The organism is Stappia sp. BW2, from assembly GCF_008107695.1.
In the GTDB taxonomy this organism is placed as follows: domain Bacteria; phylum Pseudomonadota; class Alphaproteobacteria; order Rhizobiales; family Stappiaceae; genus Roseibium.
On the sequence record NZ_VIRG01000054.1, the window covers coordinates 72,062 to 95,341 of the forward strand.

The 23,280-nt window shown below is 58.1% G+C and carries 19 protein-coding genes; 11 read left to right on the forward strand and 8 right to left on the reverse strand.

What is annotated here, in order from left to right; translation table 11 throughout:
- Nucleotides 1–89: 89 nt before the first annotated feature.
- A complete protein-coding gene (locus FMN63_RS06420) occupies nucleotides 90–1,280 on the reverse strand; it encodes an efflux RND transporter periplasmic adaptor subunit (RefSeq protein WP_148583135.1) in 1,191 nt (396 codons plus the stop codon).
- Between the two features lie 59 nt (nucleotides 1,281–1,339).
- On the reverse strand, nucleotides 1,340–2,137 hold the full coding sequence (locus FMN63_RS06425) for an alpha/beta hydrolase fold domain-containing protein (protein WP_148583136.1): 798 nt from the start codon (nucleotides 2,135–2,137) through the stop codon (nucleotides 1,340–1,342).
- 167 nt (nucleotides 2,138–2,304) lie between these two features.
- Between FMN63_RS06425 and FMN63_RS06430 the strand changes: the two genes are divergently transcribed.
- A complete protein-coding gene (locus tag FMN63_RS06430) occupies nucleotides 2,305–3,252 on the forward strand; it encodes a LysR family transcriptional regulator (RefSeq protein WP_148583137.1) in 948 nt (315 codons plus the stop codon).
- A 22-nt stretch (nucleotides 3,253–3,274) separates the two neighbouring features.
- On the opposite strand, the gene FMN63_RS06435 is transcribed toward FMN63_RS06430, so the two are convergent.
- Complete coding sequence (locus FMN63_RS06435; RefSeq protein ID WP_148583138.1) at nucleotides 3,275–4,573, reverse strand: NAD(P)/FAD-dependent oxidoreductase; 1,299 nt, start codon at nucleotides 4,571–4,573, stop codon at nucleotides 3,275–3,277.
- 8 nt (nucleotides 4,574–4,581) lie between these two features.
- Nucleotides 4,582–6,204, reverse strand: a complete 1,623-nt coding sequence (locus tag FMN63_RS06440; protein WP_148583139.1) for a GMC family oxidoreductase — start codon at nucleotides 6,202–6,204, stop codon at nucleotides 4,582–4,584.
- A 33-nt stretch (nucleotides 6,205–6,237) separates the two neighbouring features.
- Between FMN63_RS06440 and FMN63_RS06445 the strand changes: the two genes are divergently transcribed.
- Nucleotides 6,238–6,489, forward strand: a complete 252-nt coding sequence (locus tag FMN63_RS06445) for a hypothetical protein (protein ID WP_148583140.1) — start codon at nucleotides 6,238–6,240, stop codon at nucleotides 6,487–6,489.
- A 101-nt stretch (nucleotides 6,490–6,590) separates the two neighbouring features.
- Here FMN63_RS06445 and pdxR read toward each other — a convergent pair whose 3' ends face one another.
- Nucleotides 6,591–8,078 carry a MocR-like pyridoxine biosynthesis transcription factor PdxR gene (gene pdxR, locus FMN63_RS06450; protein ID WP_148583141.1) on the reverse strand — a complete coding sequence of 496 codons (1,488 nt, stop codon included), beginning with the start codon at nucleotides 8,076–8,078 and terminating at the stop codon, nucleotides 6,591–6,593.
- A 129-nt stretch (nucleotides 8,079–8,207) separates the two neighbouring features.
- On the opposite strand from pdxR, the gene FMN63_RS06455 reads away from it, so the two are divergent.
- Nucleotides 8,208–9,314 (forward strand): mandelate racemase/muconate lactonizing enzyme family protein, encoded by a 1,107-nt coding sequence (locus tag FMN63_RS06455; RefSeq protein ID WP_148583142.1) that lies wholly within the window; start codon nucleotides 8,208–8,210, stop codon nucleotides 9,312–9,314.
- 2 nt (nucleotides 9,315–9,316) lie between these two features.
- The gene (locus FMN63_RS06460; protein WP_148583143.1) at nucleotides 9,317–10,810 is read left to right on the forward strand and encodes an aldehyde dehydrogenase family protein; all 1,494 of its coding nucleotides are present in this window, start codon (nucleotides 9,317–9,319) and stop codon (nucleotides 10,808–10,810) included.
- A gap of 125 nt (nucleotides 10,811–10,935) precedes the next feature.
- Here the strand turns inward: FMN63_RS06460 and FMN63_RS06465 are convergent, their stop codons facing one another.
- Together FMN63_RS06465 and FMN63_RS06470 are read right to left on the reverse strand one after the other, a co-directional pair.
- Nucleotides 10,936–11,445, reverse strand: coding sequence for a hypothetical protein (locus FMN63_RS06465; RefSeq protein WP_286192552.1), 510 nt, complete (start codon nucleotides 11,443–11,445; stop codon nucleotides 10,936–10,938).
- A gap of 2 nt (nucleotides 11,446–11,447) precedes the next feature.
- Nucleotides 11,448–12,167 (reverse strand): helix-turn-helix transcriptional regulator, encoded by a 720-nt coding sequence (locus FMN63_RS06470; RefSeq protein ID WP_162529995.1) that lies wholly within the window; start codon nucleotides 12,165–12,167, stop codon nucleotides 11,448–11,450.
- 726 nt (nucleotides 12,168–12,893) lie between these two features.
- Between FMN63_RS06470 and FMN63_RS06475 the strand changes: the two genes are divergently transcribed.
- The 7 genes from FMN63_RS06475 to FMN63_RS06505 all read left to right on the forward strand — a co-directional run bounded on the left by FMN63_RS06475 (nucleotide 12,894) and on the right by FMN63_RS06505 (nucleotide 22,872).
- The gene (locus FMN63_RS06475; protein ID WP_148583146.1) at nucleotides 12,894–13,607 is read left to right on the forward strand and encodes a hypothetical protein; all 714 of its coding nucleotides are present in this window, start codon (nucleotides 12,894–12,896) and stop codon (nucleotides 13,605–13,607) included.
- A gap of 138 nt (nucleotides 13,608–13,745) precedes the next feature.
- Entirely contained in the window at nucleotides 13,746–14,501 is a 756-nt protein-coding gene (locus FMN63_RS06480) for a hypothetical protein (protein ID WP_148583147.1), read from the forward strand.
- 151 nt (nucleotides 14,502–14,652) lie between these two features.
- A complete protein-coding gene (locus FMN63_RS06485) occupies nucleotides 14,653–16,677 on the forward strand; it encodes a hypothetical protein (protein ID WP_148583148.1) in 2,025 nt (674 codons plus the stop codon).
- Nucleotides 16,678–16,689: 12 nt separating this feature from the next.
- Nucleotides 16,690–18,636, forward strand: coding sequence for a type I secretion system permease/ATPase (locus FMN63_RS06490; RefSeq protein WP_148583149.1), 1,947 nt, complete (start codon nucleotides 16,690–16,692; stop codon nucleotides 18,634–18,636).
- A gap of 42 nt (nucleotides 18,637–18,678) precedes the next feature.
- Nucleotides 18,679–20,019: an HlyD family type I secretion periplasmic adaptor subunit gene (locus FMN63_RS06495; RefSeq protein ID WP_148583150.1), complete on the forward strand. Its 1,341-nt coding sequence runs from the start codon at nucleotides 18,679–18,681 to the stop codon at nucleotides 20,017–20,019.
- Between the two features lie 306 nt (nucleotides 20,020–20,325).
- Nucleotides 20,326–21,876 carry a caspase family protein gene (locus FMN63_RS06500; RefSeq protein ID WP_209000976.1) on the forward strand — a complete coding sequence of 517 codons (1,551 nt, stop codon included), beginning with the start codon at nucleotides 20,326–20,328 and terminating at the stop codon, nucleotides 21,874–21,876.
- A 309-nt stretch (nucleotides 21,877–22,185) separates the two neighbouring features.
- The gene (locus FMN63_RS06505) at nucleotides 22,186–22,872 is read left to right on the forward strand and encodes a hypothetical protein (RefSeq protein ID WP_148583151.1); all 687 of its coding nucleotides are present in this window, start codon (nucleotides 22,186–22,188) and stop codon (nucleotides 22,870–22,872) included.
- A gap of 22 nt (nucleotides 22,873–22,894) precedes the next feature.
- Here the strand turns inward: FMN63_RS06505 and FMN63_RS06510 are convergent, their stop codons facing one another.
- A complete protein-coding gene (locus tag FMN63_RS06510; protein WP_148583152.1) occupies nucleotides 22,895–23,188 on the reverse strand; it encodes a hypothetical protein in 294 nt (97 codons plus the stop codon).
- Nucleotides 23,189–23,280 lie beyond the last annotated feature (92 nt).

The following is a 23,280-nucleotide window of genomic DNA, read 5'->3' on the forward strand; positions in this document are numbered from 1 at the left end:
CGTTCCCGGCCGGTGGCGGGGCCTCCGGCGATCATCACTTGAATTGTTGAAGAGGGGGAGGCGGAGCGCCATGCGCTCCACCTGATCACTCAGTTTGCAGCGGCGACATCGTTTTCGAGCTGCGGATCGACAAGCGCACCTGAGCGGATGCGTTGCAGGCCGTTGACGACGATCCGTTCGCCCGGCTTGAGCCCGCTGTTGACGATGCGCGCGCCTTCGGCGGTTCTGCCAAGCTCAACCGACCTATAGGCCGCCTTGTTGTCATCGCCGACAACGTAGACGTATTTCTTGTCCTGGTCGGTGCCGATGGCGCGTTCGCTGATCAGGACTTTCTGTTCGGGTCTGGGTTCCCCCATGCGAATGCGCACGAACTGGCCCGGTATGAGCTTGCCGCCCGGATTGTCGAAAACGGCCCTGACACCAATGGTGCCGCTGACGGCATCAACCTGGTTGTCGACCAGCTGAAGTTTGCCCTTCACCGGGTGTCCCGCGGTTGACGAGGTTTCGATTTCCACCGGGATCATGTCCAGCGGGGGAACTGCGGCATCTGTCTTTGGCAGCTCTGCCAGAACCCGCGAGACCAGGTCTTCACTTGCGTTGAAGCTTGCATAGATCGGATCGACGGACACCAGGGTGGTCAGGGCCGGAGAGGCGGAGCCCGCCGCAACCAGATTACCGACGGTGATCTCGATCTTGCCGACACGGCCGGACACGGGCGCCAGGATCTTGGTGTAACCAAGCTCCAGCTTGGCGGACCTGAGGGCTGCCTTCACGGTTCTGAGGGTGGCTTGAGCTTCGGCGTAGGTGTTGCGTCGCTGGTCGAGCACGCTTTGAGAGATCGTCCGGTTTTCGATGAGCTTGTTGCCGCGATCCAGTTCCAGCTTGGCGAGGTTCAGCTGCGTTTGCGCCAGTTCAACCTGACCTTCCCTTTGCGCGACAGCGGCTTCATAGGGGGCGGGGTCGATGGTGAAGAGCGGATCACCGGCTTCCACCAGCGCGCCTTCGCGAAAATCGACGGACTGGATGGCACCGGCCACGCGGGAGCGGATCTGTACCCGGTCGATGGCTTCAAGCCTGCCTGAGAAATCCTCCCACACGGTGATCTCGCGTGACTTGACCTCGGCCACGGTCACCGGCACCGCCGGGATGGTGGCTGTATTGCCGGCGGCTGTCGCCGGGCTGGTCGCCGGAAGGTTCATGATGAGGACAGCGGCTGAAACAGAGACAGCAACTGCCAGGCTGGCGCCCGTCAGGGCCCAGAGCTTGCTTCTTGATGTCATTGGTCTCTCCTTGGAAACCCTCTCGAAAAATCAATCTTCAGAAGGGTTTAAGTGCAAATTCAATGAAGGCTGACGGACTGCGCGAAACCCGAAAATTGCGCGGAAACGGTTTCCTGCCAGGTCGGGGTCTCGTCCGTCTTTCCGCCGTAGAGCGATGGCCAGCCAGCCCCGGCGGGGAGAACATGCTGGTGAACGTCAACACCTGCATTCTGGAGGCAGGTGGCAAAACCGAGTGTTTCGTCTTTCAGCGGATCGTCCTGCGAGCACAGAACGAGCGCCGGCGCAACGCCGGTCAGGCGTGAGCACATGCAAGGGGCAGCGTAAGGGTGGCACATGCCGGTGCTGAGATAGTGGCTCCAGCCGTCTGCCCAGATATCCTTCATGCCGACCCCGGCAGCCGCCTGAAACGAGGTGGAGCCCATGAACGGATCGAGCAGGGGCGACAGCAGGATCTGTCCGTCCAGTTCATCGGCGAAATGATCCCGGGCCTTCAGGGCGACTGCCGCGGCGATGTTGCCGCCAGCCTCGACGCCACCGACAAGAAGCAGGGATTTGCGGTTTCCCAAACCAGCGCGTTTCTTCGCCAGATAGGAAAAGATCGAAAACCCGGTTTCCAGTGGTTTCGGGAAAACGCTGCCAAGCGGCACGTTGTAATCCGGCATCACGACAATGGCGCCGGTTTCGGCGATGATATGCGCGACCTCACAGTCCTGCGGCAAGGTGCCTTGAAAGGCCCCGCCGTGGAAGTAGATCAGGACCGGCGGCGCCTTGCTGTATTCAGCGCCCTGATAGACACGCGCCGCCACGGGGCCGATGGCCACCTTATCGAGCGTCATGTCCTTTATCTGCACCGTCATTTTCAGCGCCGTTTCGTGTCCGTTGATTGAAGGAAGGCAGAGTACACCAGCCCTCTTGCTTGTCTGATAGGTATTGTTGTTCCAAGTCTGGAATAAGAGGTGTATTATTGGTTTCACTATTCGAAATTTCGAACAATAAGCCTATTTCTTGATCAGGATGCCTGGAAATGGATCAGCTCTCTGCCATGCGTGCCTTTGTCAGGGTTGTTGAAACAGGCAACTTCACCCGTGCCTCCGACTCGCTTCAGATGCCGAAGGCAACGGTGACAAACCTGATCCAGAATCTCGAAAGGCATCTGCAGACGAAATTGCTCAACCGGACCACGCGGCGGGTGATCGTGACGACGGATGGGGCGCTCTACTATGAGCGCGCCGCTCAGATCGTGTCGGAGGTCGATGAGCTTGATGCCAGCCTGACCCAGGCGCAAAGCACGCCGGGGGGACGGCTGCGCGTGGAAATGTCAGGTGCTTTCGCAGACTGGTTCGTCATTCCGGCGCTTGGCGGGTTTTACGAAAAATATCCGGATATCCGGATCGATCTCGGGATTGGTGACAGGACGGTCGATTATCTGGCGGAAAATGTCGATTGCGCCCTGCGCGGGGGCGCCCCGGCCGATCAGTCGCTGATTGCGCGGCGGGTGGCGGAAATCGGGCTGATCACCTGTGCGGCAACCTCTTATCTGGAGCGGGCCGGAATTCCGGAAAGTCCGGAGGATGTGCAGGCCAATCACTCGAGTGTCAGCTACTTTGTTGCCGCCAAGGGGCGCACGAATCCTCTCACCTTTCGCAAGAACGGTGAGGAAATTCTGGTCGACGGACGGTATCACTGCTCGGTCAACGATGCCCGCAGCTATGTTGCAGCTGCGCGGGCCGGGCATGGCATCGCTCAGTTGCCGGACTTCATGGTGCAGAAGGAACTGGAGCGCGGAGACCTCGTGCCGGTGCTGGCGGAATGGTCCGCCGACACCATTCCTCTCTATATCGTCTACCCGCCCAACCGGCATCTGTCGAACAAGGTTCGCGTTTTCGTCGATTGGCTGGTGCGCCTGCTGGCCGATATTCCAGAGCCTGGCGAGGTCTCGTCAGGACGGCAGGGTAGCGGCGCAAACCGGTGACCGGCTGACGGTTTTGCCGGGGTCAGATCCCGAACCTGTCCCGCAGCCGGTAGACCAGCACGGACGGTGCCAGGAACCAGGGATTGCCCTGGTAAAGCGGCCGTGTCCGGAAAGGGATCTTCTCGAAGGCGGAGGGGGATTTTTCCAGGCCGGCGGCCTTCTGGCCGATGCGCATGCCCAGATAGCTCGCCATGCCGACGCCGGACCCACAATAGCCGCCTGCATGAAACAGGCCCTTGTCCTCGCCAGCGTGGGCAAGCGTGTCGAAGGTGTAGCCGACAAATCCCATCCAGGCATGGCTGATCCGCACGGTGCCCAGTTCGGGAAAAAGGGCCGTCATGTCGCGGTGGAGTTTGAGCGCGCTGTTGCGCGGGTCTGTTTCGCTCAAGGAAACCCGGCCGCCAAAAAGAACGCGCTTCCGGTCTGGCGACAGCCGGTAGTAATAGACCAGCTTTCTGGTGTCCGACAGAATCCGATCGGTCGGGAACAGCCGGTCGATCGTTTCGCTCGGAATTTCCTCCGTTGCGATCACGTAGGAACCGATGGGGATCAGCCGCCGTTGCAGCCATGGCGAAAGGGGGCCGGAGTAGCCATTGGTCGCCAGAATGACCTTGCCCGCCTTGAGGGGACCGCTGCTTGTGAGAACCTTGAAGCCTGAGGCTTCGCGTTCAAGGGACATCACCCGGCACTTGCCGCGCACCATTGCGCCTTCGGCCAGAACCTTGCTCAGAAGCGAGGGGTGGTATTTGCTGACATCGACGCTGCAATGACGCGGATTGACGATGCCGCCGTGATAAGCCTCTGTTCCAAGCTCCTTCGCCATATCGCTTTTCGGCACCATGAAGGCATCGGTCTTCCAGACCGGGTGCCCGGCGGCACAGTCCTTGGCAAGGCTTTCGTAAAGGTGCGGCTTGTGGGCGCCGTGGAAGCGGCCGGTCTCGTGCAGGCCCATCTCAAGGCCTTCTGCCCTCGACAGTGCGTGCATATAGTCGAGCGATGCCTGGCCTTCCAGACAGAGCTGGGTGGCGAGCTCCTTGCCATAGCGGCGTGCCAGGCTGGAGAAAGAGGGCTTGAGGCTGGTCGACAGCTGGCCGCCATTGCGCATGCTGCACCCCCAACCGGGGTCTTCCGCATCAAGAACCAGCGTGCCGAGGCCTTCGCGGGCGGTCTGAAGTGCCGCGTTGAGGCCGGTGTAGCCGCCGCCGACCACAAGTACGTCGACTTCCTCCGGCAGGCCAGTCTCCCGCAGAGGAACTTTCGTGGCGATGTCCTGCCAATAGGGTGTCGTCTTGAAGCCGTCTGTAAAAAGAGCCTGTGTCATTGTTCGCCTCACGCTGTTCGCGCGTCCTCCAGAATCAGATCGGCACCTTTTTCGCCAACCATGATCGCGGGTGCATTGGTGTTGCCGGATGTAACTGTCGGGAAAATGGAGGCATCGACAACCCTGAGTCCGTCGACCCCGTAAACCTTCAGGCGCGTGTCGACAACATTTTCGCCCGGCGCCGGCCCCATGCGGCAGGTGCTGACCGGGTGAAAGACGGTGGAGCACCGGCTGCGCGCATCCGCCAGCATGTCCTCGTCGGTCTGTACGCTCGGGCCGGGGGTGATTTCCTCGTCGATGACCGATTTCATGGCAGGGCTTTCGGCGATCTTGCGCATCAGCTTGCTGCCTTCGATCATTTCGGTGAGGTCGCGGTTCGTGCTGAGCGAGTTGGGGTGGATCTCCGGCATGTCGAAGGGGTTGGCCGAGCGCAGGCAGATGTGGCCGCGGCTGGTCGGCCGCGTCGGCTGAAAGCCGAGCAGGAAGCCGGGGAAGGGGTCTGGATTCATTAGCGGGCGCTTGCCTTTTGGTGCCTTGGTGTAGCTGACAGGCGAGAAGTAAAGCTGCATGTTCGGCCGTTCACAATCCGGATTGCTTTTGACGAACCCACCGGCCTGGTTGACGCTGAGTGACAACGGACCTCTGCGGGTCAGGACATAGCGGATCCCCTGGGCGAGCTTTCCCCACCACGGGTAAAGCAGTTGGTTCAGCGTCGGCACCTTGGACCGGTAGAGGTAATCGAGGCCGAGATGGTCCTGCAGGTTCTTGCCGACGGCCGGGCTTTGCACGGTGGGGGTGATGCCCTTTGCCTGCAGCTCCGCACCATCGCCGATGCCGGACAGCATCAGAATCTGCGGAGAGTTGACGGCGCCGGCACTCAGGATCACCTCCCGGCGGGCCTTGACGGTCTGTTCGGTTCCGCCCTGGCTGTAGACAACACCCGTGGCCCGTCCGTTTTCAAGGAGCAGCCGGGTGGTGTGTGCCCTGGTCAGGATGGACACGTTCTGCCGTTTTTTCGCGCGGGACAGATACGCGCGGGCTGCCGACATGCGGAACCCGTTTTTCGAGGTTATCTGGTAAAGGCCGACACCTTCCTGGGTCTTGCCGTTGAAATCCGGATTGCGGCTGAAGCCGGCCTCTTCGCTGGCCGCCAGGAAGTTTTCGCACAGCGGATGAACCTCCTTGTCCATGGAGGACACATAAAGCGGGCCATCGCCGCCGCGATAGGCGTCAGCACCGTTGCCGTTGGTTTCCGACCGTTTGAAATAGGGCAGAACGTCCTGCCAGCCCCAGCCTGTGTTGCCGAGGGCCTTCCAATCCTCGAAATCCGCATGCTGACCGCGAATGTAGACCATGGCATTGATGGAGCTGGAACCGCCCAGCACCTTGCCGCGTGGCCAGTAGCCGGAACGGTCGTTGAGGCCGGGATCCGCCTCGGTGTGGTACATCCAGTTGATGTTGCGATTGTAGAAAGCCTTGCCGTAGCCAATCGGCATCCAGATCCAGAAATTGAGATCCGAACCGCCGGCCTCCAGAAGGCAGACAGTGTATTTGCCGTCTTCCGACAACCGGTCGGCAAGCACCGAGCCTGCCGAGCCCGCGCCGACAATGACAAAGTCGAACTCAGCCATGAATGCTCCTATCGAGAGGTCTTGTCAGGTTGGATGGCAATCGACAGCGGCGCAACGATTGCGTCGGCGATCAGGGCTGGCCGCGGCAAGGGCAGCGCGATCGTGCGCAGACCAGACGTCCGGCTTGCGCCCGGTTTGAAGGCTGTTTCTTTCATGGTCGCGCCGAATTTCTTCAGTCTGGAGGTGAGCCCCGGCCTCGTCGTGGGCGAAATGAAGGAGAGCTGCCCGAACGCGACAGGCATCAGGCTGGTTCGTGTTGTTTCCAAATGGATGACGTCCTCCTGAATGCGCTCAGCGTACCAACCGGAAGAAAGCCTAGGTTGGAATTGGCCTGTGAAATATATCCATTGCAGATAATTTTTCAGTCCAATTGGCGGGGCGGCGCCTCACCCGGCACTGCAGCCGGGCAGGATTTTCTTGAGAACCTTCATGCCTTTGCGAATGTCTTCCTGCCCGGAGCTGCCAAAGCCGAGCACAATGCCGCGCTGTGGTATCTGTCCAAGGGCGTAACGGGAGAGCGGTGCGGTGATGATGCCGAGTTTCGCCGCTTCGCTGACAATCCTGTCTTCATCGTGTCTGTTCGACACAAAGCCGACTGTATGAAAGCCGCTGCTGGCCGGTTGAAGATCGATATCTCCGGCAAGGTCGGCTGCCTCCGTCATCAGGGCGTCGTGGCGGTGTTTGTAAAGCTGGCGCATGGTGCGGATATGTGTTGCGAACATGCCCTCATCCATGAATTCGGCAACAATCGCCTGGGTGACCGTCGGAACGCCGGAAAGCCAGGTCAGACAGACGCGCTCGAAGCTTTCCACCAGACCTTCCGGGACAAGCGCGAAGCCGAGCCTGAGGGCCGGGAACAGGGATTTTGAGAACGTGCCGACGTAGATCACCCGGCCATGCGTATCGATGCTCTTGAGGGTTGGTGGCGGTTGGTCGCCGAAATAGAACTCACCGTCGTAGTCGTCCTCAACGATCATGGCATCGGCTTCGTTGGCGACCTTCAGCAGCGCCAGCCTGCGTGACAGGCTCATGACATGACCCAGCGGTTGCTGATGGGATGGTGTGACGAACGCAAGCCGGAAATAGGGGGCCTTTGCCAGTCCGTCTTCAATGCACAGGCCTTCCTCGTCGACGGCAACCGGAACAGGCCTTGCCCCGATGGCAACGAAAGCGTTGCGTGCGCCGATGGCACCCGGATTTTCGAACCAGATCGGCTCACCCGGATTGACCAGCATGCCGCCGATCAGGGAGAAGGCCCGCTGAGCGCCGTTGGTGATGAAGATCTGTTCCGGATCGCATTTGATGCCCCGGGAGGCATTCAATTGGCGGGCGATGGCACGGCGCAGCGGCATGTAGCCGAAGGGTTCTCCATAACCGGCAATGTGGTCGCGGTCCTTGCGCCAGTGCCGGGCAGAGAGCTTCGCCCATTGTGCCATGGGAAAGGCGTCGAGCGCGGGCAGCGCGGTGACAAAGGCCTGCGATTTGTGCGGCAGGCGCGAGCGCAAGGTGAAGTCCGGGATTGCGTGGCGGGATGCGTGCGAAAGGCGCGGCACGACAGGGGTGATGTCGTTGGCTTCCTGTGAAAGCTTCGGTGCAAGGCGGGCGTTCAGTGCTTCGCTGACATAGGTGCCGGCGCCGACCCTTGCCTCCAGCAGGCCCTCCGCGGTCAGACGGTCGATGGCGTCGATCACCGTCGTACGGGAAACGCCGATTTCCTGCGCCAGGGTACGTGTTGCCGGCATACGGTCGCCCGGGGTCAGGGCGCCCGTCAGCAGCAGGTCGCGCAAGGCCATGTAGAGCTGGATCGAAATTTTCTTTTCGGCCGTCTTGTCGATCTTGATCGACGAGAGCACTGCACCGGCATGGCGTTTCATCGCGTTCCCTCAAATTGGTATGAGAGTTTGCGCAAAACGGACCTTTTATCAAGTCCAATTCTGGATAAGGGTCGGTCCTGAGCCAACACTTATCCGTCGCGACCGCCCGTCCGAGGACCTGATTTCACGATGAAAATACAATCAATAGAAACATTTACAAATGAGTTTGTCTGCTTCGTCCGCGTGACTGACGAGAGTGGCGCGACCGGATGGGGACAGGTTGCTCCTTATTACGCGGATATCACTGCCGAAGTCGTGCATCGTCAGGTGGCGCCATACGCACTGGGTGAAGATGCTTATGACATCGAACATCTGATGGGGATCATTCCGGAGCGGGAACACAAGTTCCCCGGTTCCTATCTGCGCCGGGCGATGGGAGGTCTGGACACGGCGCTGTTCGACCTGCGCGGCAAGCTGGAAGGAAAGTCGGTCTGTGAACTGCTCGGCGGAACTCCGGGCAAGGTGCGGGCTTACGGGTCGTCGATGAAGCGCGATATCACGCCGAAGGACGAAGCGGATCGACTGAAGAAACAGCAGGACCTGAATGGCTTTACCGCGTTCAAGTTCCGGATCGGCGCCGAATGCGGACGTGACCGCGACGAGTGGCCTGGTCGGACGGAAGAGATTGTCCCGACCATGCGCAAGGCCTTTGACGACGGTACGCAGCTGCTGGTCGATGCAAACTCCTGCTACTCGCCGGCCAAAGCCATCGAGATCGGCCGGTTTCTGGAAGCCAACGGAATTTCCCATTACGAAGAGCCTTGCCCCTATTGGCATTACGACCAGACCAAGCAGGTGACGGATGCGCTGCGCATCGACGTAACGGGCGGGGAACAGGATTGCTCGCTGGTGGACTGGCAGCGCATGATCGATGACCGGGTTGTCGATATCGTTCAGCCGGACGTGTGTTATCTCGGCGGCATGGTCCGCACTCTGCAGGTGGCGCGGATGGCACATGAAGCCGGCATCCCCTGCACGCCGCATGCGGCCAATCTGTCGCTGGTGACACTGTTCACCATGCATCTGCTGCGGGCGATCCCGAACGCGGGCAAGTATCTCGAATTCTCCATCGAGGAAGCGGACTATTATCCGTGGCAGTATGACCTGTTCACCTCGTCTCCGTTCGAGATTTCAGACGGCCATGCGATGGTAACCGACGCGCCGGGCTGGGGTGTCGAGATCAGCCCGGAATGGCTGGCCAAATCCACCTACAAGATCAGCTCCCTGGAAGGCTAACGATGCCCGCAGCAAGTGAACTCATCGCGGAATATCAGGCTACGGGCACGCTGAAGGCGCTGCCGCTCGGCCATTTCATTGACGGCCGTTTCGCCCAGCCGTCCCATAACCGGACCATGGAAAGTTTCGATCCCGGGCGAAGCGACGCCTTTGCCCGCTTCACGGCTGGAACTGCCGAGGATGTCGATCAGGCGGTCCAATCGTCAAAGGTTGCTTTCGAGTCGGTCTGGCGCGACATGGCACCGGCGGAACGGTCCCGCATTCTTCTGAAGGCCTCCCGGCTCATCCTGGAAAACCTCGATCTTCTGGCTGTTGCCGAAACGCTCGACAGCGGCAAGGCGCTTCAGGAAGCAGAAGGCGATGTGCGCGGTGCGGCCCGGGCGTTCGAGTATTACGCAGGTGCCTGCGACAAGCTGCAGGGCGACAGCTTTCCGCTCGGCCCGAATTATGTCGGCTATACCATTCACGAGCCGGTCGGGGTCACTGCTCAGATCATTCCGTGGAATTTTCCGATCTCCACGGCCGCACGCGGGTTTGCGCCTGCGCTCGCGGCAGGCTGCACCGTCGTGGCAAAGCCGGCAGAACAGACGCCGTTTACGGCTCTGCTTCTGGCGAAGATCCTGCATGATGCCGGATTGCCGGCCGGGGTCTGCAATGTCGTGACCGGCACAGGCGCCGAAACCGGTGCGCCGCTGACGTCCCATCCGGATGTCGACCACATCACCTTCACCGGCTCGGTGCAGACGGGCAAGGCGGTGATGAAGGCGGCTGCTGACGAAATCACCCGCGTGGTGCTGGAACTCGGCGGCAAATCGCCGGTGGTGGTGCTGGGGGATTGCGACCGGGAACAGGCGCTCTCCGGTGTACTCGGCGCGATTTATGAAAATGCCGGGCAGATCTGCTCGGCGGGATCCCGTCTCGTCATCGAGAAAAGCATCCACGCGGATTTTGTCGCAGAGCTGGTCAAACGCACCAGGGCCTTGAAGCTCGGGCATGGCCTTGCCAATCCGGATGTCGGCCCGGTCAGTTCTGCGGAGCATCTTGCGAAGGTCGCCGGCTTTGTCGACCGTGCGAAGGCGCGCGGGGCAGATGTCGTAACGGGCGGCGCCATCGCCGCCGATCCGGAAAGCGGCAAGGGATGGTTCTATCAGCCGACAATCGTCGACAATGTTGCCGCCACTGACGAGTTGGCCCAGGAAGAAATCTTCGGGCCGGTTCTGACGGTGCAGGTGGCTGATGATGCCGATCACGCGCTGGCGTTGGCCAATGACTGCCAGTACGGACTTGTCGCCGGCGTCTACACCTCGAATTTTGCACAAGCCCATCAGCTCGCCCGCAAGATCGACGCGGGGCAGATCTTCATCAACGAGTATTTTGCCGGGGGCATCGAAGTGCCGTTTGGAGGTAACAAGAAATCTGGCTTCGGCCGCGAAAAAGGTCTGGAGGGGCTCAAGAGCTACTGCAAGACCAAGAGCGTCGCTGCCAGGATCGGTTAGAGAAAGGCGGCCCGGATCAGGTTGATCCAAGCCGGCTCAATTGCCGTGTTACCTCCCCTGTAAGGCCGGTTCGGTTCGCTGATCCGGCCTCTTTTTTCGTCCAGGAAACGGAGTTGGCGGCAGCTTCAGACCGGAAACCTGCGCAGCTTGAAGAACTCCCACAGCGATTTGTTCAACGCCTGGGTTTTCTGGATCGTCTCCCTGACCAGCGTGATTTCACGGGAATTGATTGGGCTGGACTTGCCGTATTCGATCTTGTGTTTCTGGTCGCTAATTCGCATGAGAATAGTAGAGGCATTGCGTCCCCCGTTGTCGAAAGAATAAATGCAGTGATTATATTTATTTTTTAATTTCAATATCTTGTGCATGTCCCGCGTCAGGCCCAGCACACCTTCCCTCATGTCTGGCGTCTGGGTGTCCAGCTTGGCCAGCCGCTCGACCAGATCAATTCTGGCGCGCGACGTGTTAAGGGTCAGGAAGATGACCGTTGCAACTTCCTTGGTGACACCGGCAAGGCCGGCGATCATGTGGATCAACAGGCTCTCCGTGTTGGTCCATGTGTAATTCAGGCGGCCCATGAGGGTCAGAAATGTCTGGAACTCATCCGCCATTGGTGACATTTCGGCGGCGCTCATCTTCAGGCCTCAAGACTGGGTGAATGGTTTTCCTTCTGAATAAAAATTGCCGCGGCCTCCGTCCTGTTGGAAACGCCGAGCTTTGAAATGATGTGATGAATATGCAGCTTGATCGTATGTTCCGACAGGGACAGCTTGTCGGCGATAATCTTGTTCTGGTGGCCCTCTGAAATCAGGCACAGGACTTCGGTTTCCCGGCGGGTCAGCTTGCTGAACTGGTTCATGGTGCGACCGCGTTGTTTGTGGTTTTGCAAGGCGGGAGCCGCACTGGAAGGCCGTTCGTGACCCATGTACTTGATAGCATCGGCCGGCAGATAGTGACCGCCGTTCAGCATCAGACGGATGGCGCCGAGCCACAGGTCGATCCGCAGGTTCATGGGTAAGACGCTCTTGATCAGACCTTCCTGGAAATATTCGCTGATGATCGAGGGAAAGGAAAGATCGTCGTTGATCAACATGCAAAGGTTTGCTTCCGGAAAGTTCTTCCGCAAGCAGGCAACCGACTCCTTGCGTTCCGCGCTGAAACCTTCGTCGATGAGGAAAAGCCGTTTCGAAAATTCTCCACGACGTTCCGAGCGGTAAAGATCAATTTTCTGACTGATACGGACGAAACGTCCATTGTCTATTTCTCGTTCGATTACACCTTCCAGCTCCTTCGGAAACTTTTCGGATGCGCCAACAAAATAGATTGAACCCTTTTTTTCATAATTCGCAGTAGCCATTACAATCATCCCTAGATACTAAGCTATAATTTAAACCGTTCCCTCTTTTGCTTGCACTTGCCAGAAGCAGGGGCTGGGAGAAACGTGTCTTTTTAAGTAATTAGCCGGCTTATTTTGCCGTTGGCTTTCGCCTTCAGATTTGAAAATAATAAAAATTTTTATTTGTCTGTTCAGACCAAGGATAGACTCAGGCAATGGAAGGCGAGTTAAAATCAACATGCCGCCCAAAGCGCAGTACTAACAGTGATTCTTGTAATTCCCCGATCCGAATTCCTCCTCACCCACAACTTGTATATAGCAAGCTTACCCTAGGTTATATTAATAATTCGATTTATCCGAGTTTTTTAGTCTTATTCAAGTCATTAAAATCATTCAATTTTTTCATTTTACGTGAGGGCCTGTGTCCCTATACACCCACGAAAACTAAGGGGTTAATATTTAGTTAGGATTTCCGGCTTATTGCGCCGGGTTTGTTCTGTCATTGTTTTAATCGGCTCGGAAGTGATCGAATTTATGTATTTCTCATAATTGGTGAGATGCGTTATCTGAATTTGACTTCCGTCCGATGAGTAAATGGAGCGGCCATTCTGTTTTTGTCTGGCTGACGTGGCGCGTTTTGCCAATTTCCATTTGATCGGGAGTGGAAACGCTCCTTTTAAACCATGACAGTTCTATGCAAATCGATAGAAGACGATCTGCCGAGCTGTCCGATCTGAGGACAGAACCATGAGCGAATACGTTTGGCAAAAAAACGAGCTGAACATCGATAAGTCGTATCGTCCGGATTTCTCTCGTGAATACAATCACGAGGTAAATATCGACAACTCGAAGAGTTACGAGTGGGAGTACTCTGACGACGATAACACCCAGGATGTAAACAATCAGGTGTTCAAGTATGTCGACAGTGATTTCAATCCCGTCATCAACGTTGATTTCGAGAACGGTCCTTCGGACGTCGACAACATTGACCTGGATTTGAGCGATCACGCCAGTGTCGGGGACATGCTGATTGCAAAAGGTAACATCGACTTCGATCCGGGCGACGACATCAATGTCGAAGACGTCCTGAACGATGCGCTGAACGGCGCTGGAAACGATACCGGCTTTGTCTTGAACAACAGCAATATGCTGGAAGACAATGACCAGGCCAATGACACTTATGTCGCCAACAACGCTGCTTTCACGCAGAAACTGTCCGCGACCGGCGGTTCTTCTGTGGCGGATGACGGTCTGGCATTCGGCGGTTCTTCCATGACCGTGGATGCCCTCGATGACGCGACGGTGATCGGCGAAGTGATGGCTGCAGCCAATGCCGCCAATGCAACCGAGGCATTCGTCAACGAGCTGGTGCAAGGCGCGAACATCCTCAACAACTCGGTCGATACATCGATCGTCGGTGGTGATCTCTATACCGACAGCGTTGGTGAAGACGACCTCTAAGATGTTTGCGAGGCGCTGCGGATTCCTGTTTCGAACCTGTTTCTGAATATCCGGCTGCGCCTGTCTCCAAGTCAGAATGCGGTGTGATCGTCAGCCTTAACGAGGTCTGGATCACCGCCTTGAACAAGGACTTTTATCATGTCTGGTAAGCGTGGAACTCAATTCAACTACTCTGATTTCGATGCAATCGATGAATCAAAGATCGTCAACATGGCCAAAGTCGATATGCACTTCGAAGAAGGCTTCGTCTATGACGATGACGATGTCGTGGACATCGACCTGGAAGATTGTGCTGAAGTCGACGAAATGCTCGTCAGCGTCAATGGCAGCATTGACTACTCTCCCGGTGATGACATCAGCGTTGAGGACATTCTGAACGAAGCTCTCAATGGCGCGGGCAATGACGCAGGCGTCGTGCTCAACAACACCAACCAGCTCGAAGACAACGATACGGCTCAAAACACGACGGCAACCAATGGGGCCAACTTCAACCAGACCCTGAATGCCAAGGGCGGCGATTCGACGACCGACGATGGTATTTCCGCAGGCGGTTCCAGCGGCACTGGAAGCATCGATGCTGAAATGAGTGCTTTCGGTGGTCACACGGCCAACTGGTTCGGTCATTCCGGTTTCCACGGCATGTCGCTCGACCTGGATGGCAATCTGGAAATCGACGATCTGGGGTCGGGCAGCGTCAAGGTCATTGCCGACGACGATGCTCTGGTTCAGGGCCTCAATGCGGCCGAAGCCTCTGCTTCCAACGATGCAACGGCGTTCACCAACACACTGGTCCAGGGCGAAAACATCCTGAACAACTCTGTCGACATGACCATTGTCGGGGGCAACATGGATAACATCATGACCGGTGAAGACCTGGGCTCCCTGGGCAGCTGATGCGCTCCACATCTGAATTGATCTTTTATTCCTGAAGATAGCAGGAGGCGCGGCGCCATTCGCACCGCGCCTCCTGGACGCGGCCTCTCGTTTTTTAATTCGCGCGAGTTCGACCGCGAATAAAACCCTTCACTCCGTTTCGGGGGCTGACATGTTTTTTTATGACGACCTTACGCGTGAGGCGATTTCACATTTTGTAGGCAGCTTTGCCATGTCGCTGGAGGAGGCGCGGGCCCGCCTCGAATATCTGGAATTCCGCGCCGCTCAACTGGCTGCAGAACAGGCCGAGCAGGGCGACACGATGGAGGCGCTGCTAACGGTCTGGCCAGACTATCAGCTGCTCGATCTCAACCCGAATATCCATTACGAATTCAACGGTTACCGACTCTTCGATGATATTCCCGCCGCCCTGAATTTCTATGAATGGGACGGCATCGGCATGCGGGCAAACCTGACCCTGCCGCCCAACGATGGGACTTATAATCCCTATACCATCACACTGACGGGCGGCGTGATTTTCATAACCTACCACCACGAAGTGCTTCCCAACAGTTTTGCGGTGCTGTCCCGGTCGGAAAACCTGCTGGATGACAACGACTATCTGTCGAATACCGGTCTTTCCTATCGTTTTGATGCCGAGGCGCCTTCGCTCACCGCTTTTGTCGATGCGCTGGAGGCCGCCGGAATTACGGGCAGGTTCGGTTTTTCGGAAGCGGACAATCCGGCAGGCAACCTGAGCGCGACTGTCGAGGCCTGGGCGGAAACGGCCAAGGCCATGCAGACAGGGGCTCCAGGTGTCGGACAGCAGGTTCTTGTGACGGGGGAGGAGACCGGCCAACTTTACCAGAATGGTGTCGTTGTCGAGGAAGCCGCACGTCTCGATGAGGTCATCAAGCAGTTGAAGGGCCGCGCTCCGGACGAGGACGCCGATGGGTTGGCCGAGGACGTTACGGATAATGGGCCGCAAAGCGCCTCCGGTCAGATTGCCTTGCTGGAGGAAACAGCGGCAGGTTCCGCATCGCTGCAAATCAGCACCGGCAACAACACGATGATCAATCAGGCCGTTGTGCTGGATGTCTGGGGAAAGGCCGCGACGATCGCTGTTGCCGGCGACTACTACGATCTAGACATCATCAGCCAGACCAACGTTCTGGCCTCGCCGCATCTGGCCGGGCTTGGCGCGTTGGCGTCAGACCCGACTACCGGCAGCTACAACATCGCGTCGATCCTGAACACCGGATCGGATCTGCCGGTGGACGCCACCTCCATCGGCAATCATGCCCTGTGGGACATTACCTTCCACGACGGTGACATGACCTTTGTGAACTGGCTGACCCAGACAAACTACCTGGTCGACAATGACACCATCGTCTACCAGGAAGACAATTCGGGCACGATGATCACATCCGGCGGCAATGTTCTGACGAACGGCCTCAACCTGACGGAACTCAGCACCTTTTTCGACATGATCCTCATCGGCGGAAATTACTATTCGGCCAATGTGATCAGCCAGACCAACGTTCTTGTCAATTTCGACCAGATCATCTCGGATGGAACGGGTGACGCACCCTTGGCTGGGCCGGACGGACAGATCGACAATCTGCTGTGGAACGAGGCCTACATCGTTTCCAATTTCAACAACACCGTCGTCGACCTGGACCCGGTGAGTGCGAACCGTCTGGCGACTGCCGATGAGGACGATCTCGACAGCGACTTCCTGTCAGGGGCTTTCAGCGGTGAGGCCTCGCCGGTCAACATGCTGAACGTGCTTTATGTCTCCGGCGACGTCTACGACATCAATTATCTCGAACAGGTCAATATCCTGGGCGACAGCGACAGTATCGCCACGCTCGGGGTGGATGTCGCCAGCGAAGACACCAGCATCAATGGCGATTCAAATCTGCTTTACAACGCCGCGGTGATCCAGGAAGCCAGTGTGGACACCGTCGTTCGCGTCGGTGGCGAAACCTATTCTGAAGCCTTGCTCTATCAGGCAGAGATCCTGACGGCAGATGTGGCGCAGCCGGACGAAGGCGGGGCGCATCTGGCCTCCGAGGCCGTGGTGTTTCTGGCAGATGGCATGCTGACCGATGCCGACAACAGCTTTGAAACAGTCAATCTGAACCAGATGCCGGACGAGGTTTGTGTCGATCCGATGGCGACCATGGTTGCTTAGGGGAGACCGCACATGACCATTTCTTATGATGTTGCCGATGGGCAGCGGGCGAGCCGTGCCGGTGAACCGGAAGTTCTGGGGCCGGATGCCAAAAGGGGGGATGAACGGCTGGTGGGCGCGAAAGCCGCTGCCGCCGGCGAGCCGACCCTGAAAGCGGAAGACGTCCCGGCAAAACCGGTGGACGGGCGCAAACCCGGACGAACCGGCGCCGGCAAAGGCAAGGGGGAGAAGCCCGAATTCCACCGCCGCACGACTCCCCCCGATCTTTCCAACGCACTTGATAACGGCATTGCCGCCGTCAGGCGCAATCTTCTCATCGTCATGTTGTTTTCCTGCGTCATCAACGTGCTGGTGCTGTCCATTCCGGTCTATCTGTTTCAGATTTCCGACCGGGTCCTGACCAGCCGCTCGCTCGACACTCTGGTGATGCTGACCGGCGTCATCATCGGAGCGGTTCTGTTGCAGGCAGCCTTCGATGCCATCCGCCGGTTCATCCTGATGCGCACGGCGGTTGAGCTCGCATCGCAACTGGGCTCGCCCATCCTTGCCGCCGCCGCGCGGGCTTCCCTCAACAGCAATGGCAAGGAGTACCAGATCCTGAACGACCTGCAGCAACTGCGGGGTTTCCTGGTGTCCGGGACCATGATGGCGTTTCTGGACGGTCCTTTCGCACCGCTTTTCCTGGTGGCGATCTACCTTATTCATCCACATCTGGGGATGATCGTGGGGGGAACCTGCGTGATCCTGCTCGTGATCGCGGTGATCAACCAGAAGATCACGTCCCGCCATTTCAGCGACGCCAACCAGAACCAGAGCAAGGCGAACCTGCATCTGGATGCGATGTCCAGAAATTCGCAGATCATCAATGCCCTGGCCATGATCCCGGAAGCTGTCCACCTCTGGGGGCGTGATACGGCTGCGTCGCTGCGTGCGCAGGTGAGTGCACAGGACAGGAACATCATATCGGCCTCCATCACCAAGGCAGTTCGGCTGCTGACGCAGGTGGCAATGCTGGGGTGGGGGTCTTTCCTCGCCATCCAGGGCGAGCTGACCGGGGGCATGGTGATTGCCGCCTCCATTATTGGCGGCCGGGCTCTGTCGCCCATCGAAGGCGCGATCGAAGGCTGGAACCAGTATCTGCTGTCGCGCAATTCCTATAGCCGGATCTCGACACTGCTGAAGTCCTCGCCGCTCAATTCCGAGCGTCTCGTCCTGCCGAAACCGCAGGGCCGGCTTGATGTCGAGCGTCTGCTTTACGTGCCCCAGGGCACCAAACGGGTCGTGCTCAACAGCATCACCTTTTCGCTCAAGGCCGGCGATTCCCTTGCAATCATCGGCAACTCGGGCGCAGGCAAGACAACGCTCGGAAAGATGCTGGTGGGGTCGATCCTGCCGACATCGGGCGCGGTGCGTCTGGATCTGATGGATCTGCGCAACTGGAACCAGAGGCAACTGGGTGAAAACATCGGTTATCTGCCGCAGGATGTTCAGCTTTTTCCCGGAACCATCAAGCAGAACATTGGCCGTATGCGGGAAGATGCTTCGGACGAGCAGATCTACGAAGCGGCCTGTCTTGCGGACGTTCATGCCATGATTTCCGACCTGGCGCATGGCTATGAAACCGTCGTTGCGGCGGACGGTGCGCCGCTGTCCGGTGGGCAGAAGCAGCGCATCGCGCTTGCCCGGGCCTTCTTCGGCAATCCGCGTTTCGTCGTTCTGGACGAGCCCAACTCAAATCTGGACACCAATGGTGACGAAGCGCTTGCGCGGGCAATGGCGCATGCCAAGGCCGAGGGCATCACCGTTGTCGCGGTCACCCAGAAACCGTCCCTTCTGAAATGCGTCGACCGGATCCTTGTTCTGGCGGATGGCTCCATCAGCATGTTCGGTTTCCGCAACGAGGTTCTTGAACTCCTTGCCGACAGGAAAAAGCAAAAAGCGGTTCAGAAACAAGGATAAGCGCTGGTGGCCGCATGGAACGGCTCAGGCCTGGGGGGAAAGATGAGCAACGCTCTGACGCATAACGAACCGATGGACTGGTATTCGGCGGTGCCGAGATCGATCTACTGGCACACGCTGATCGGGGTTTTCCTGCTGGTGTTCTTCATCGGAGGATTTGCCGCCTGGTCCTTTACCGCGCCGCTGGCTGCCGCCGTGATTTCAAGCGGAACCTTTGTCGCAACCGGACAGAACAAGCAGATTCAGCATTACGAAGGCGGGATCGTGAAGGAGATCCTGGTGCAGGAAGGCGCGCGCGTTCAGAAGGGCGACCCGATCGTTGTTCTCGACGAAACCGTCGCATCGGCGAATGAACGGCAGCTCAGGCTCAAGCTGGCCCGGCTTGAGGCGATAAACGCCCGTCTTCGCGCGGAATATCTCTGGCAGGAAGAAGTCGAGTTTCCGCAATCATTGCTCGATCACAAGGACGACAAGGAAATTGCCACCATCATCGCCGGCCAGAAGTTGAGCTTTCTGGGATCTCAGGCGAAGCTGATGAGCGACATTCGTATCCTGGAGAGCACGATCGAATCCCTTCAACACCGCCACGACGGGTATCGCGAACAGCACGATTCCATGATCAAGCAGCTTGCGATCCTGAAGGAAGAGCACAAGGGCAAGAAACTTCTCTTCGAAAAGGGGCTTCTGCTGAAGCCGACCCTGAACGCGCTTGAAAGAGCGATTGCCGAAGCCGAAGGCCAGATCGGACGGTTGGCCTCGGCCATGCAGGAGGCCAACGCCCAGGTGCTGCAGCATCGGGAGCAGGTCAAGCAGACGCGGGCCGCCTACAACGAAAAGGTGCTCGATGACCTGCAGTCCATCGAGGCGGAACTGGATGCGGCGAGAGAACAATCCCGCAAGGTGCGCAACGTTTTGGCGCGGGCCGTCATCCAGGCTCCGGTATCCGGCACCATTGTGCGCATGCACTATCATACGGCCGGTGGCGTTATCGAAAGCGGCAAGACGATTGTCGAAATCCTTCCCTCCGATGCACCGCTGATCATCGAGGCCCTGATCTCACGAACGGACATCGACAGTGTTCACATCGGTCAGCAGGCCACTATTCGCCTGTCCGCTCTCAATCAGCGGACGACCCCGGTGCTGGAAGGCGAAGTGCAATATGTCTCGGCAGATGCGATCACCGACAACAGCACCGGTATGGTCCGGGAAGTCTATGTCACCCGCATCGGCATCGCTCCGGGTGAACTCACGCGGGTGCTGAACTTCGTTCCGACACCCGGCATGCCTGCGGAAATCATGATCCAGACCGCCGAGCGGACCTTCATGCAGTATCTGACGAAACCGATTGTCGACAGCATGTCACGCGCTTTCCGCGAGGAGTAAGCGCCAGGACGGTGCCCCTTTCCTTTGGAAGGGCGCGGTCCCGGAAAAGCCTTTGCGGCTCCGTTCATGAGGAGCTGCCAATCCGGATTGTCTGATGTGGTCTTCAGGCAATGTCCGCCTTGGGCCGGTTCGTTTCACGCGGACCGGCCTTTTTTCGCAAGGCCAGTTTCGCAATGTACGCCGTCAGGTGACGGTCACCCCGGGCATGTGACGCAACGAAAAGAAAGGCTTGTCTTCGCACGGCATTCCTTCAATTATACCAGCGGTGTTTCCGGCGTTGAGTTTCGATGCGGAAACGGGTGTTTCATGCGATTGCGCCAAATGCGAAACCGGGTCGAACTGCTGTTGAAGGCTTTTAATATCAACGGATTGGCCGTCTGGTGCCTGATGACCTTGTTGCTTGCCACGGGTGTGAGCGCTCATGCGGCAACGGATCCCTTCGCGGAACGGCGCATGGCGCTGGTGGTCGGGATCGCCAGTTATGAGAACGCCCCCGACCTGACCAACACCACCAATGACGGCAAGCTTATTTCGGACACTTTGAACGAACTGAATTTCGAAGTCTCCGAGCATTTCAACATCGGCCTTGCGGAGTTCCGGGACCTTCTGAACCGTTTTGCTTTCGAGGCGGAGACCGCTGACGTTGCCCTTGTCTATTTTGCCGGACACGGGATTGAAGTGGGGGGGCGCAACTTCCTGGTTCCCTCGGATGCCAAGTCGGGCAGCCGGCAGCAGGTTGCCGACACCTCCGTTTCTCTCGACGATATTCTGGAAGCGGTCGACAAGGCGCGCCAGCTCAGGATCGTGATCCTGGATTCCTGCCGGAACGACCCGTTTGCGGATGCGGGCGGAGAGCAGACGCTGACCGTCCGGCAAGGCGTCCAGGGACGCGGGCTGGCGGCACCTTCTCCCGAACGCGGCACCCTTGTGGCCTATGCGGCTGAAGCTGGCGCCGTTGCGTTGGACGGGGCTGGCGACAACAGTCCGTTTGCATCAGCGCTGGCCCGGACGTTGAAGGTCCGGGACCTGGAAATAGGCCTCGCCTTCCGCCAGGTGCGCGATTCCGTGCTGAAATCCACTGCCAACGCACAGGAGCCGCACACCTACGGCTCGCTGTCCGGCAAGCCCTATTTTCTGGCGGGCGGCAGTCAGGAGGTCAATGTGCTTGCAGCGGTTGACCGGCGCAATGCGTGGGGGCGTCTTGAGGTCAGTCAGGAAGAGCAGTTGCAGGTCGCGGCACGGGAAGGCGACAGCAGGGCGCTGAAGGGCCTTGCCTATATGCGTCTCAACCCGAGCGAGGACCGCTACGACCCTTCCCGGGCGGCGGCCTTTCTGGAAAAGGCAGCTGAGGCTGGCGATCCTGAAGCCATGTTCGAACTTGCCCGCATGTATGAACGCGGCATCGGTGTGGAGCAGGATGTCGACAAGGCGCTGGAGCTGTTCCGCCAGTCCGCAGACGAGGGCTTTGCTGATGCCATCAACGATCTCGGGTTCCTTTATTATCAGGGCGGTCTTGGGATCGCGCGTGATCCCAAAAAAGCAATCGAACTGTTCGGGCAGGCCGCCGACCAGCGGCATCCGGAAGCCATGTTCAATTATGCGGCGCTGATCGATGACGGCGTTGTCGACGGCAAGCAGCCGGACGATGCCGCGGAATATCTTTACCGGGCCTTGCGGTCGGGAAACGAGGAAGTCCTGAACCAGCTCTCGGAAAACCCGAAGATGTTCAAGGACACGACACGCCGGTCCCTGCAACGCAAATTGTCGGAACGCGCGTTCTACACAGGGACCATCGACGGTCAATTCGGCCCACAGACCCAAAGAGGGTTGCGGAAGGCTTACGGGCTTTCCGAATAGGGCAAGGGTCTGCTCTTGCCGAAGGTGGACCGAGGCAGGACCATCAGCGACGATCCCGAAAATTAACGTTAGGGAATTTTTTGTCTTGTTCTATTGTTTCAAGGGTTTAAAATTCTAAAGAGCAATCAAAAGAAACGAGTCGGGAAATATCGATCCCTGATTTCAGTGATAGAAGTGCAGACGTTTTTCTTCATGTTATTTGCAGTTTTTTCAGCTTCTTAATTGCAGTCGTGGCATCAAAGGCGATGACTGACCGTCCCGATACATTGTCTCTGGCGATTTGTTCGAAGTGTTTGATTGGGGGAATTCATGTTTAAAAGCAGATTTTTTGCCGGTGTCGCGGCCGTTGTTCTTGCCGGGCAAACCGTGACTGCCGCCGTCGTGCCGGCCTATGCCGTCGCTGTGCCGGGTGGGCAGACCCTTGTGCAGAAGGACCCGTTGGAGTCCGTTCTGGAGGATCTGTTGCTTGTGCAATCGCAATATTCCGATACCTATTCGGAACCGGTTGGACCTTCCTATGATCTTGATCGTCAGGAACGTGATCCAAACCTCAGTTCGGCTTACGACCTGGATGACAGGATCACACGTGGTGTGGTGTGGATCATTCAGAGCGGCAGCAACGAGTGCCAGAATTCCATTCGGCCCGAATACCGCTTTGACTGTCTGAGAAACGTTCTGGGACGTGCCGCCTCGACAATCGAGAACCGTCCCAACTATCGCGACGCGGCTCGGGAACTGCGAAGCCTCTCGCGCAAGCTTGATGGAATCGTCTCAAAGTATCAGGATCGCAGCGCACCGCGCGCGTCCGTGGGGCAGCGCAGCTATCGTGCCGTTTCCAAGGCCAACCTCTCCAAGGCCCGCAGCGAAGCGTCGGCAGCCATTGATGAGAGCGTCACCAAGCTGTTGCGCTCGGCCGGAAACTCCGAAAAACGCAAGACGCATTATTCCCAGATCGCGACCGCTGTCGGGTCCACGAAGCGTCTGCTGCGCTCATAATTGGTCCTGCACCGGCGGAGCTTCAATCCGCCGGCTGCTGGTCCGGAATCTCGTCCGGCGAGATGATCGGCGTTTCACCGGCATCGGGAGCAGGTTCAACCAGCTCTCGATCGCCGACCAGCGCCGGTTTCAAGATGCCATTGCAGTCTGACAGGGTTACGGTGTCTTCCGTTTCAGTGGGAACTCTGTCTTGCGCCTTCGCCCCGGGGGCAACCTGGCAGTCCTCAGGTTTTTCCTCCGCAAGCGCTGAGCCGCAAACAAGGAGCATTGCGGCAGCCAAAGTCGCGGTCGCCCGGGCATTTCTATGTGGATGCATTTTGTCCTCCAATGGATAGCTCTCCTTTGAGAACGCCTGAACAGCCATAGGGTTCAATTCTGGCACGGGTAGCCGGCTGTGCCAGGGCAAGC